The sequence below is a fragment of the Kocuria atrinae C3-8 genome (assembly GCF_000286355.1).
GTDB lineage: Bacteria > Actinomycetota > Actinomycetes > Actinomycetales > Micrococcaceae > Kocuria > Kocuria atrinae_A.
This window is the reverse complement of record NZ_AJXN01000156.1, coordinates 1-11,375: the sequence shown is the minus strand read 5'-3', so window position 1 is coordinate 11,375 and position 11,375 is coordinate 1. Positions and strand designations below refer to the sequence as shown.

General features: G+C 63.1%; 12 protein-coding genes and 3 pseudogenes. 4 read left to right on the top strand and 11 right to left on the bottom strand.

Annotated features, from left to right (window positions below; translation table 11 throughout):
• Positions 1-693: pseudogene (locus YO9_RS0114790) on the top strand (ISL3 family transposase); the annotation flags it as partial.
• Here YO9_RS0114790 and YO9_RS19060 read toward each other — a convergent pair.
• Together YO9_RS19060 and dnaB are read right to left on the bottom strand one after the other, a co-directional pair.
• Positions 639-905 (bottom strand): Abi family protein, encoded by a 267-nt coding sequence (locus YO9_RS19060; protein ID WP_223286656.1) that lies wholly within the window; start codon positions 903-905, stop codon positions 639-641. The pseudogene YO9_RS0114790 and the gene YO9_RS19060 overlap by 55 nt on opposite strands.
• Before the next feature lie 233 nt (positions 906-1,138).
• Positions 1,139-3,532, bottom strand: a complete 2,394-nt coding sequence (gene dnaB / locus YO9_RS0114785) for a replicative DNA helicase (RefSeq protein WP_016998186.1) — start codon at positions 3,530-3,532, stop codon at positions 1,139-1,141.
• A 264-nt stretch (positions 3,533-3,796) separates the two neighbouring features.
• Here dnaB and YO9_RS21075 point away from each other — a divergent pair, with 264 nt between their 5' ends.
• From YO9_RS21075 to YO9_RS0114775, 3 genes and pseudogenes are all read left to right on the top strand, one after another.
• Complete coding sequence (locus tag YO9_RS21075) at positions 3,797-4,138, top strand: CNNM domain-containing protein (protein WP_317259849.1); 342 nt, start codon at positions 3,797-3,799, stop codon at positions 4,136-4,138.
• On the top strand, positions 4,120-5,223 hold the full coding sequence (locus tag YO9_RS0114780; RefSeq protein WP_317259848.1) for a hemolysin family protein: 1,104 nt from the start codon (positions 4,120-4,122) through the stop codon (positions 5,221-5,223). Before YO9_RS21075 ends, YO9_RS0114780 begins: the two co-directional genes overlap by 19 nt.
• A pseudogene (locus YO9_RS0114775) lies at positions 5,220-6,265 on the top strand (hemolysin family protein). The gene YO9_RS0114780 and the pseudogene YO9_RS0114775 overlap by 4 nt, the downstream one beginning before the upstream one ends.
• Positions 6,266-6,362: 97 nt before the next feature.
• On the opposite strand, the gene YO9_RS0114770 reads toward YO9_RS0114775, so the two are convergent.
• From YO9_RS0114770 to YO9_RS0114730, 9 genes and pseudogenes are all read right to left on the bottom strand, one after another.
• Positions 6,363-6,674 carry a hypothetical protein gene (locus tag YO9_RS0114770; protein ID WP_223286655.1) on the bottom strand — a complete coding sequence of 104 codons (312 nt, stop codon included), beginning with the start codon at positions 6,672-6,674 and terminating at the stop codon, positions 6,363-6,365.
• A gap of 173 nt (positions 6,675-6,847) precedes the next feature.
• The gene (gene rplI / locus YO9_RS0114765; protein WP_016998184.1) at positions 6,848-7,297 is read right to left on the bottom strand and encodes a 50S ribosomal protein L9; all 450 of its coding nucleotides are present in this window, start codon (positions 7,295-7,297) and stop codon (positions 6,848-6,850) included.
• A 20-nt stretch (positions 7,298-7,317) separates the two neighbouring features.
• Positions 7,318-7,554, bottom strand: coding sequence for a 30S ribosomal protein S18 (rpsR, locus tag YO9_RS0114760; RefSeq protein WP_016998183.1), 237 nt, complete (start codon positions 7,552-7,554; stop codon positions 7,318-7,320).
• A 65-nt stretch (positions 7,555-7,619) separates the two neighbouring features.
• Positions 7,620-8,295, bottom strand: a pseudogene (locus YO9_RS0114755) (single-stranded DNA-binding protein).
• 124 nt (positions 8,296-8,419) lie between these two features.
• Entirely contained in the window at positions 8,420-8,725 is a 306-nt protein-coding gene (gene rpsF / locus YO9_RS0114750) for a 30S ribosomal protein S6 (protein WP_016998180.1), read from the bottom strand.
• Positions 8,726-8,852: 127 nt separating this feature from the next.
• On the bottom strand, positions 8,853-9,296 hold the full coding sequence (locus YO9_RS0114745; RefSeq protein WP_016998179.1) for a TM2 domain-containing protein: 444 nt from the start codon (positions 9,294-9,296) through the stop codon (positions 8,853-8,855).
• Positions 9,297-9,324: 28 nt separating this feature from the next.
• Positions 9,325-9,576: a hypothetical protein gene (locus YO9_RS0114740; protein WP_031273416.1), complete on the bottom strand. Its 252-nt coding sequence runs from the start codon at positions 9,574-9,576 to the stop codon at positions 9,325-9,327.
• Between the two features lie 5 nt (positions 9,577-9,581).
• A complete protein-coding gene (locus YO9_RS0114735; RefSeq protein ID WP_016998177.1) occupies positions 9,582-10,460 on the bottom strand; it encodes a hypothetical protein in 879 nt (292 codons plus the stop codon).
• A gap of 102 nt (positions 10,461-10,562) precedes the next feature.
• On the bottom strand, positions 10,563-11,375 hold an 813-nt coding region (locus tag YO9_RS0114730), incomplete at its 5' end, for a glycosyltransferase 87 family protein (protein ID WP_016998176.1).

The window sequence follows — 11,375 nt, the reverse complement described above, 5'->3', positions numbered from 1 at the left end:
TGTTGGACCTGGTCAAGGGCCGCACGGGGGCGGCCTACGGCGACTGGCTCTCCGAGCAGGGTCCGGGGTTCACGAGCGGGATCCGCACGGCGACGCTGGACCCGTTCCACGCTACGCCAACGCCATCCGCGACGAACTCCCTGAGGCGATCACCGTCCTGGACGCCTTCCACGTGGTGAAACTCGGTGGGCAGGTCGTGGACGAGGTGCGTCGTCGGGTGCAGCAGGACACCTTGGGCCACCGGGGCCGGGCCGGGGACCCGCTCTACGGGATCCGCCGCACCTTGCAGATCGGCGCCGAGCACCTCACCGCCAAACAGATCACCCGGCTCAACACCAAGCTCGAGGCCGGGGACCCGCACCACGAGGTGACCCTGGCCTGGCACTGCTATCAGAAGCTGCGTGCGATCTACCACGCCCGCCCCGAGACCGGCCGCCGGCTGGTCGCCGAGATCCTGGGGGCCTTCCCGACCTGCCCGATCCCGGAGGTCGCCCGGCTGGGCCGCACCTTGCAGCGATGGCGGTCGGCGATCCTGGCCTACTTCGACACCGCCGGGGCCTCGAACGGGCCCACCGAGGCCGTGAACGGGGTGATCGAGACGATGCGCCGAGTCGCCCGGGCTTCCGGAACTTCGACAACTACCGCCTACGCGCCCTGCTCGCCGCCGGTGGCCACCGGCCGTGGCGGAAGACGCTACCCACGCTCATCTGTGAAGGGCCCCTTAACTTTCGATCAAAGACATACAAATCAAGCACGTCATCAAATGTGGTTCCAGGCCTAAGCTGCTCACTCTGCGAGCGGCTTCGAAAGGGAATAAGATATGGAGAGAATCGGTAATAACCCACATGCCGCAAGTAGCGTTGAGCGCGTTCGGGCTCAGGGATAGTGAGTCCTCTTAGGGCCATCCGCTCGAGCAGCTGGTCGTGATTCAACGGGGGTTTGGAAAACTCCGAATTCCCGCGCGGTCTAGAAGTCGATGAAGCCATCACACACAGCCTTGGAAAGAAAAAATCCCCCGGGTTGCGCATCGCAGAGAGGCGTGGGGGATGTAGTGACACCACTGTACCCACGCATCGTCTACCGAAGCTAGTCGCGGCATAATTGTTTCTTCTCCATGAGTCAGCCGTGCCATCTCAACTTAGAACCCCTCCAGCGCCATATTCGCGAACCGCGAGTAGTGGCCCTGGAACGCGACCACGATCGTCTTGGTGGGACCGTTACGGTGCTTCGCCACGATTACGTCCGCTTCGCCAGCACGTGGGGACTCCTTGTCGTACACATCCTCACGGTGCAGCAGGATCACCATGTCCGCGTCCTGCTCGATCGAGTTGTGAACGGTCACGCCATTGGCCACAAAGTTGTGCGCGCCAACCACGGTGGCATCAAAGACTTCCTCGACACCGTCATCCTCGATGGACACGATGCGATCCCAATACAGATCGTTCATCGCCATCATGTCTAAATCATGAGTGTCGAGCGCTGAGATGACCTCTTCGAGCCGAGATTGCGGCGGTCGGGTCATCGTCGCCGTTCCACCGCCCGCCACAGCGGATACAGAGGAATCTTCGGACGCCGATCCTCGGTTTTCCAGAAGACCACGGACTTCATCCCACGCGTTGTACATCCCGCCGGAGCCAGGCGCGGCCTTCTCGGCCTTCGCAGCCCGCAATGTAGAACGCAGCTGTGCCGCTGCCACCGCAGATTCACCGTCCACGGGGATTTGCTCCAGGAACATCAGCTGATCCTCGAACTCGTCGATCGACACGACATAAGGAGCAGCAGCATCAGAAGCTGAGGAAACTGTCCCCACGATTCCGAAACGCAGCAACAGGCGAGCCACAGCCTCGGCCGTCGCCCGCGACGTCGTCGTCAAAGAAATCTCGCCGCACTCTGCGGAACCCGCCTCCGAAACCGAACCAGAAGCGGACCATGCCGAGCTCAGCAGCAACCGCACCTGATCCTTGGGCAGCCCGAACACGGACGACGGGACAGTCGACAGCCCAGCCAACCGAGCACCCAGGGCGGACACCTCAGCATCATCCATGGCCACAGAAGAAGCGGGCGCCCCCACATGCCGCGGAATACCCAAACGATCTCCTGCATCCAGATCAGCCAGGGCCCGCCAGCCCGCATACGTAAAGAACTTGTGATTCGCCGTTGCCCGCACCTCGCGGCCAGACGCCAAACGCAAGCGGTAGACAGGCTTCACACCCGTCGAGAACACGTGTGTCATCGGCCGCTGCACGTAGCGCAGGTCGTCCGCGAGCGCCCACACGGGAACGTCCTTCTCGCCCGACTCGTACAGGTCACGCATGGTGGTCTCCGCGCCCGTGTCCGCGCGCAGAATCCGAGTATCACCGGTCAGGCAACCGGATTCACGCAGATCACTCACCTGCGGCTTCTTGTCCGTGCGCTGCTCGGAGCCACGGTTCAGCTGGGACAGTGCGATGACCGGCACCTCGAGCTCCTTGGCGAGCAGCTTGAGCGCACGAGAGAACTCGGAGACCTCTTGCTGACGGGACTCGACCTTCTTGCCGGAGCTCATGAGCTGCAGGTAGTCGAGCACCACGAGCTTCAGGTCGTGCTTCTGCTTCAACCGTCGGCACTTCGCGCGGATCTCCATGAGCGACATGTTGGGCGAGTCGTCGATGAACAGCGGCGCGGAGTCCATCTTGCCCATGATCTGCGCGATCTTGGCCCACTGCTCGTCCTGCAACGTACCGGCGCGCAGGTCCTGCATCTGCAGGGTGCCCTCGGCCGCGAGCAGACGCATGGCGATCTCGTTACGGCTCATTTCCAGCGAAAAGATCACGGACGTCATGTTGTGCTTGATCGACGCGGAGCGCGCGATATCCAGCGCGAACGTCGACTTACCCATGGCAGGACGCGCCGCGATCACGATCATCTGACCGCCCTGGAAACCGTGCGTCAGCTCGTCCAGCTCAATGAATCCGGTGGGCACGCCCTGCATGCCCTCACGGTTACCGGCCGCCTCGATCTCGTCCACGGCGGATTCCATGACCTCGCTGAGCACCACGTAGTCCTCGGACGTACGCCGCTCGGCCACCTGGTAAATCTCGCCCTGGGCCTCGTTGACGATGTCATCGACTTCGCCGTCCTGCGAGTAGCCCAGCTGCGCGATCTTGGTACCGGCCTCCACCAGGCGCCGCAGCACCGCGCGTTCGCGCACGATCTCCGCGTAGAAACCCGCGTTGGCCGCGGTCGGCACGGACGCGATCAGCGAGTGCAGGTAAGCCACGCCACCGATACGTTCGATCTCACCGCGCTTGGTGAGCTCGTCGCCCACGGTGATCGCATCGGCAGGTTCGCCGCGCCCGTAAAGGGAGATCACGGCGTCGTAAATGGATTCGTGCGCCGGCTTGTAGAAATCCACGCCGCGCAGCACTTCCACCACGTCCGCAATGGCGTCCTTGGAGAGCAGCATGCCGCCCAGCACCGACTGCTCCGCCACATTGTCGTGCGGCAGCGAGCGCCCGTACTCCTCGCGCGATCCGGACGTGTATTCCGACACCCTCACTCACTTCCATTCCTCAAAGACTGCGTTCCATTGTCGCACCGTGCGAGGACACGGATAACACGCGTCCGCTCTTGGGGAGGACGACGCCGCTCGCCCCCTAGCCAACTCACAGTCAAGCCCAGTACATTTATCTCGTTTTACATGTTCGCGGCACACCGAGCGCCGCCCTCACCAAGATATGGAGACCATGAGCGCCCCTAGCGACGCCCCCTGTAAAAGACCCGGTTTTCTGAGTTGTAGCCAGGGGTGGTGGAGCTAGTGGAAGTCGTCTCCATCATCATCGGACTCGTGCTGATCGCAGCCTGCGGCGCCTTTGTGGCCGCCGAGTTCTCCCTCATCACCGTCAATCGCAATGACGTAGAGGCCGCCGCCAAGACTGGCGACCGCCGATCCCAGGGTGTGCTGAAGGGCATGAAGACCCTGTCCACCCAGCTCTCCGGAGCTCAGCTGGGCATCACCGTGACCAACCTGGGCATTGGTTTCCTTGCCGAGCCGGCCATTGCCGCCTTGATCACGGGCCCGCTCACCGACGCCGGTCTGTCACCGGTCGCGGCCCGCTCCACCTCCATCACCGTGGCCTGGTGCTGGCCACCGGCCTGACCATGATCTTCGGCGAGCTGGTGCCCAAGAACCTCGCGATCGCCAAGCCGCTGGCCACCGCCAAGGCAGTGGTCGGCTTCCAGCGCGGTTTCACCAAGGTGCTGGGCTGGCCCATCCGCCTGTTCAACAACAACGCCAACAAGATCGTGCGTGCGTTGGGCGTCGAGCCGCAGGAAGAGCTGGCGTCGACCCGCTCCCCCGAGGAGCTCGCAGGCCTGGTCCGCCACTCCGCCAACCAGGGCGCACTGGCATCCCAGACCGCGGAACTCGTGGAGCGTTCGTTCGCATTCGGTGACCGCCGCGCGCACGACGTGATGACCCCGCGCGGTCAGATGGTCACCCTCTCCCCGGACAGTACCGTGCGCGATCTGCTGCGCGAGTCCAAGGCCACCGGCTTCTCCCGCTTCCCCGTGCTTCACGATGACAAGGAACACGTTCTGGGCCAGGTCCACGTCCGCCAGGCCCTGGCCGTGCCCTACGCCCAGCGTGAGTCCGTGACCGTTGAGGACATCATGGGCGAGGCACGCTTTGTCCCGGACACCGTGGAACTCGACGACCTCATGGACGTCCTGCGCACCGGCGCCCTGCAGATGACCCTGCTCGTGGACGAGTTCGGCGACATCGCCGGCCTGGTCACCCTGGAGGACCTCGTCGAGGAACTCGTGGGTGAAGTGCGAGACGAGCACGACCCCCAGGATGAGCCCCACGCCGAACAGCACGACGACGTCTGGACCTTCTCCGCCGCCCTGCGCCCGGACGAGGCCAGCGAACACCTGGGCGTCACGGTCCCCGAGCACGAGGACTACGAGACCCTGGCCGGCCTCATCACCCTGGATCTGGGCCGCCTGGCCGAGGTGGGTGACACCGTCACGGTCGAATCCGACCCGGACCCCGGAGAAGATCCCTCGCTCATCACGTTCGAGGTCATCGACCTGGACGAGCACCGCATCACCGAGCTGACCGCTCGCGTGAGCGACCCCCCCTCGGAGGATGAGACCGACCACGAGAACCAGGAGCACCACGCGAAGGCCACCGATCACTACGAGGCCCCGAGCGGCGTCGTCGACCAGGAGGAGAGCCGATGAGCGACCTCGCCGGACTGCTGCTCACCGTGGTGCTGCTGGCAGGCAACGCATTCTTCGTGGGCGCGGAATTCGCTCTGATCTCCGCGCGCCGCACCGTGATCGAACCCAAGGCACTCGAGGGGAAGTGGGCCGCCAAGGTCACCCTCAAGGCCATGGAGAACGTCTCCCTCATGATGGCCGGCGCGCAGCTGGGCATCACGATCTGCACCCTGGCGTTGGGCGCCATCAGCGAACCGGCCATCGCGCACCTGCTCGAGGTCCCGTTCGCGGCGATTGGCGTACCCGAGGCCCTGCAGCACCCCATCGCGTTCGCGATCGCGCTGTCCCTGGTGACCTACCTGCACGTGGTGATCGGCGAGATGGTCCCCAAGAACATCGCACTGGCCACCCCCGAGCGCAGCGCCCTGGTGCTCGGACCCATCCTGATGGGCGTGGTCACCGTGCTGCGACCGCTGCTGTGGGTCATGAACGGTATCGCGAACGGCATTCTGCGCCTGATGCGCGTCCAGCCCAAGGACGAGGTCACCTCGGTCTTCACGCGCGACGAGGTGGCCGCCCTGGTCGCCGAATCACGCCACGGCGGGCTGCTCGAAGCCAACGACGAGCGCCTGCTCCTGGGCGCCCTGACCTTCGAGGAACGCAGCGTCAACGGCATTCTGATCCCCATGAGCAAGGTGACATGCCTGCCCTCGGGTGTGACTACCGCTCAGGCGGAGATCATCGCCGCGGACAGCTACTCGCGTTTCCCGATGCTCGCCCGCGACGGCTCGCTCGCCGGTTACGTCCACATCAAGGACCTGATCGAGGAGGACGACGCCGCTCGCGACCTTCCCATTGAGGCCTCCCAGGTGCGTGCGCTGCCGCGCATCCACGCGGACATGCCCCTGCGACAGGCGCTGACCATCATGCAGAACTCGGGAGCCCACCTGGCGCCGTGATCTCGGCGGACGGTCATGTGGACGGCATCGTCACGCTGGAGGACATGCTCGAGGAGCTCGTGGGACAGATCCGCGACGACAGCCGCATGATTCGCGAGACTTAACGAAGCACGCTGTCCACGGGTTGTGGAAAACCTGTGGACAGCGTGTGGAACACGCCGTGCGAACTTGTGCACGGATTGTGGATGGATCTGTGGATATCTAGAGCACGGTGGCCATCAGTCCAAGCCAGAGCAAGGGTGAGAACACCAGCGAAAGTACCAGCAGAATAATGAATCTCCCTCTGAGCAGGGGAAAAGCAACCAGCCCGGCAATGCTCAAAACCGCCGCAATGATGGACGCAATAACGCTGATGACCAACCCGATCACCAGCACGAACACGGCCCCTTGGGGGTCCAGGGAATTGCCCATGGCAAAACTCCCGGCAAAGGCGGCCACGGCCAGGCCAAGGCAGCCCAGTCCAACCCAATAGAGCTGGGACCCGGTGAGTCCCCTGTGTGCCTTGATCTCCATACTGAGCATCATCACATGTGAACCCCTGACTCGTCCGCTCGTGACACTTGGGAAAGTCATAAGTGCTGGTCAGACCGTGCAAACGCACAAAGGAGAACCCCGCAGGTCGAAACCTGCGGGGTTCTTCTCAATCACATTCCAGAGACATCCCGGGGGATGTCCAGGGGATGAAATCAGGCGGGGACAACCTCGAACTCGACGTTCGCGTTGACCTCTTCGTGCAGACGAACCACGGCCTGGTACACGCCGGTGGTCTTGATGCGCTGGGTGAGCTCGACACGACGCTTGTCGATGGAGCCCAGACCCGAGGCCTCAACGGCCTTGGCAACGTCTTCAGCGCGCACGGTGCCGAACAAGCGGCCCTCAGCACCGGACTTGACCGGAACGGTCAAGGTGGTGGAGGTCAGCTTGGCAGCCAGAGCCTGTGCGTCCTCGAGGGAAGCCAGGTCACGAGCGGCACGTGCGTTCTTGATGGATTCGATCTGCTTTTCAGCGCCACGGCTCCAGGGGGTTGCGAAGCCACGCGGGAACAGGAAGTTACGGGCGTAGCCGTTCTTCACGTCAACCACGTCACCGGCGGAACCCAGCCCGGAAACCTCGTGGGTCAGAATGATCTTTGCCATAGATTCTCAGTCCTCTCAGATCAGCGGCCGGCGCCGGAGTAGGGCAGCAAAGCAACTTCACGAGCGTTCTTGATCGCCAAAGCGATCTTGCGCTGCTCCTGAACGGACACGCCGGTCACACGGCGTGCACGGATCTTGCCGCGGTCGGAGATGAACTTGCGAAGCAGAGCGACGTCTTTGTAATCGATCTCGGTGACGCCAGCCGCCTTGAGCGGGTTCTGCTTTGGTTTCGGCTTGCGAATTTCAGCCTTGGCCATCGTGGTGCTCCTTTTCGGATGCGGAGCCCGCAGGCGTACCTGCGGGATGGGTTGGATAAGTGTGTTTAGAAGGGGGGCTCGTCTTCGGAATCGGTACCCCAGTCGTAATTACCACCGGAGGACTGACCCCAAGGATCGTTGCCCTGTTGCGGACGCTGCTGCTGACCACCGCCGCGGCTTGCACCGGGGTTACCCCCGCCAAAACCGCCTTGCTGGTTGCCGCCACCGGAGCCACCAAAGTTGCCGCCCTGGTTTCCACCAAAGCCGCCGCCCTGCTGGCCGCCGCTGAATCCGGAGTCGCCTCCGAATCCGCCACCGCCGCCGGAGTTACCGAAGCTCTGGTTGCCGCCGTAGGAGTTACCTCCCTGGCCGCCACCGCGTGAGTTCCGGTTGACCTTGGCGGTTGCGTACCGCATGGAAGGGCCGATCTCGTCGACTTCCAGCTCGTGCTGGTGCGTCGCTCCCCTTCCTTGGTCTCGTAAGAGCGTGCCTTGAGCCGGCCCTGAACGATCACGCGAGTGCCTTGGTGAGGGACTCGGCCACGTTCTCTGCCGCTTCACGCCACACCGAGCAGCGCAAGAACAGGGTTTCCTGGTCTTTCCACTCGTTGGACTGCCGATCGAAGGCACGCGGGGTGGACGCAATCGTGAAATTGGCCACCGCGGCTCCGGACGGAGTGAAGCGCAGTTCGGGGTCGGCGGTCAGATTGCCGATCACTGTAATGACGGTATCGCCAGCCATGTGAACCTCCGGTATCTGTGGACGCTGGATGCGAGACGTTGTGGGTTTTGAAGCATCTCACGGGGAACCCGTAAGGGCCTTGGGTAAGACGCCCTGTGCAGCCCTGACGGACTACACAGTCAACTCACTTGGCTTCGATCTTCTGTTCTTCAGGACGGATGATCTTGGTGCGCATCACGGCTTCGTTCAGGCCCAGGACACGGTCCAGTTCCTGAGCGGTGTGCGGCTCAGCGGTGAAGTTCACAACGGCGTAGATGCCCTCGGACTTCTTCTGGATCTCGTAGGCCAAGCGACGACGGCCCCAGATGTCGACGTTGTCGACGGTGCCGTTCTCCTTGGTGACTACCTCGAGGAACTTCTTGAGGGTCGGCTCAACGGCGCGCTCCTCGACCTCGGGGTTGAGGATCACCATCAATTCGTATTCACGCATGTAAAGAACCCACCTCCTTCGGGCTAAGCGGCTGCGGTCCTTCCGCAGCAGGAGGTTCTGTGCGTTTGTCGGTACCGATCGCGTATCGAACGGCACACAGACTTGCCGAGTTTACTACAACTGCGGCTCAGTAGCCATTGACGCGGCGGGCCAGCCGAGCATTGAGCTGCGCGACGCGCAACGGGATGAGGAACAGGTCGATGATCATGAGCAGTCCCCAGAAACCCAGGATGAACCAGCCGATGATGATCGGGGTGGTGAACCAGCCAATGGCCCACAGCAGAATGTAGAAAATTCCTTGGAACGGCTGCTGCAGGTAGAACTTGTGCACACCCAACCAACCCAGGAAGAACCACAGCACGTAGGACAGCAGCGCGGACTTGCCGCCCACCACGTTGACCACGGGCGGCCCCTGACGGGGTTGGCCCCACTGGGACGCTCCAGGGTTCTGTTGGAAACCGCCCCGGCGGTAATCGCCCTGCTGGTATCCGTTGTGCTGGTGTCCACCGACGCGAGCGCCGTCGCGCGGGGGCAGCGGTTGAGGTTTGTAGTATTCCGGCTCTTGGGCCACGGTGACTCCCTCTTCGACTACCTCTATTTTACGAGGGGTCGAAGGCTCGTTCGGTGTCGGTCAGCGCTCGGCGCAATTGCACATCCGTGCTGATATTGTTACCGGTCGAGCGGGTGGTGACATCCAGGCCGAACTCCACGCGTTCGGTCTTGGAGCGGCCGTCCTCGCGGAAGGTCACCTTGGCGATCGCGGGGCGGTAGCGCTGAGCGTGGAACGTCAGAGGGTCGTTGTCCTCCGGCTGCAACACCAAAGCCGGACTTTTCTCGAGTTCCCACTTCACGTCAGTCACACCGTCTGGCAAGGCGTCGGGTTGCGTGGTTTCTGATTCCGACGCCGCTCCCTCGGCCCACGAGCTCGGGCCGGGCACTTGTCGAGGTCCAGGCGGCGACCATTCTCGCAGTCACTGATGACCACACCGATTTCCCGGTCAACGGCCTCCCACATGCGCGGGGACGGCTTGAAACTCAACTCCAACGGCAGTGTCTGCGGGTCGGAAATATTTATGCTTCCTCGGGCATGTGTACTGGCCAGAAGGTAGGAATCATCCGGCATCGCTACGTCGTAGCTACCAGGAAGGCCCTCGAACTGCCACGTACGGGCGGCGCCGTCATCAGCGGCGCGCAACGCAGCGGCGTCGGGCCGGACGGTCTGACCGTTCACGGACAAGGCGTCCACCGCGGCGGGGAGCTTCACTCCGACCATCACGTCGTCCACGTCGTTGAGCTGCCACGTGTCATTGAGGAATCCCGTGGAGACCAGCTTGTCCACGGTGTAGGTCACGCGGTGGGTCTGGCCGTCTCCCATGCGAACGTCCACCTGCACGTCCGCCTGAGTGCCACGTTCGGAGACCGAGACGACCTCATGACCCACCGGACGATCATGCGAATTGCGGTACACGGAGTTCGGCAGGATCTGGATCGTGGGGTCGTTGTTCGCGATGCTCAGCGGGGCCAGCACCTGCCGAGCGCTACCGCGTTCCAGTTGGCTGAGGTACGCCTCCACGGGGGACTGCGGATCGCGCGAGACCAGGAAGAAGTTGATCACCGTGCTCCACAGCAACACCACGACCACCACGCCGGCCAGGATCAGCAGCAGCGGCTTGCGCAAAGAACGCCACGACGGCGGCTGCCAGTTGACCACCGGGCGGGACTTCTGGTTCTCCATGACTCTTTCCGACGAACACTAATAAGTAGGGTTACTTTATGATCTCATGAAACACACGCGTCACTTGAGAGCCATCGCCTCGGAGCGGTCACGTCTACCCGTTCATTTGAGCGCGGAAACCCCAAGCGCCAGCGCCTTGCGACCGCGGAACATGTCGATCACCACGGCCACCACAAAGTAAATGAGGAACAGGTAGCGGATGACCGCCAGGATGTCCTGGGGTGCCCAACCGAACTGCTCGACCCACGGCAGCGTTGGCCAGGCCGCGGCCGGCAGCACCACGGTGGCCCAGTAGAGCACTTCGACCGCTTGCCACAGGCCGAATTCAATCCAGTTGCGGCGGCACAGGATCACGAGCGGCACCAGCCACACCACATAGTTGAGCGAGTAGTCCTTGGCAAGCAGCACGTACAGGGCCAGCAGCAGGAACATCACCTGCACCACGGAGGGCTCGCGGCGGCTCAACAGCGAGATCAGCAGGACGAACACGAGGCCCAGGACCATGGTCAGCAGCACGTACTGACCCACGTTGCCGCCGTCCAGTGCCACCCCGGTACGCGGCTCGATGTTGTCGTTCCACACGTTCCAGAACGAGGACTGCTCGGTATTGGAGTCCACGATCGTGTTGAACTGCGCCCGCCACTGGTCCCACGCGGTGAGCATGTAGGTGCCGTTGATCAGGATCCACGCGATAGCCGCGCAGATGAGTGCGCTGATGAAGTCCTTGATGAAGCGGTGACGGGCGGCCATGATCAGAATGGCCAGCAGTACGACCACGGGGAAGAACGCCACGGACGCACCGAAGCCCACCATGAATCCCGCGAGCGCCGGGTTACCGCGCACGTAGCCGAGCAGGGCGAGCATCATGAAGAGCACGGCCCACAGGTCCCAGGTCTGGAAGCCCACGAGCACCAC

Excerpts from the sequence above, each read along its gene's own strand:
- YO9_RS0114735 (WP_016998177.1), bottom strand. The coding sequence starts at position 10,460 with ATGGAGAACCAGAAGTCCCGCCCGGTGGTCAACTGGCAGCCGCCGTCG.
- YO9_RS0114770 (WP_223286655.1), bottom strand. The coding sequence starts at position 6,674 with ATGGAGATCAAGGCACACAGGGGACTCACCGGGTCCCAGCTCTATTGG.
- rpsR (WP_016998183.1), bottom strand. The coding sequence starts at position 7,554 with ATGGCCAAGGCTGAAATTCGCAAGCCGAAACCAAAGCAGAACCCGCTC.
- rplI (WP_016998184.1), bottom strand. The coding sequence starts at position 7,297 with ATGGCAAAGATCATTCTGACCCACGAGGTTTCCGGGCTGGGTTCCGCC.
- rpsF (WP_016998180.1), bottom strand. The coding sequence starts at position 8,725 with ATGCGTGAATACGAATTGATGGTGATCCTCAACCCCGAGGTCGAGGAG.
- YO9_RS19060 (WP_223286656.1), bottom strand. The coding sequence starts at position 905 with ATGGCCCTAAGAGGACTCACTATCCCTGAGCCCGAACGCGCTCAACGC.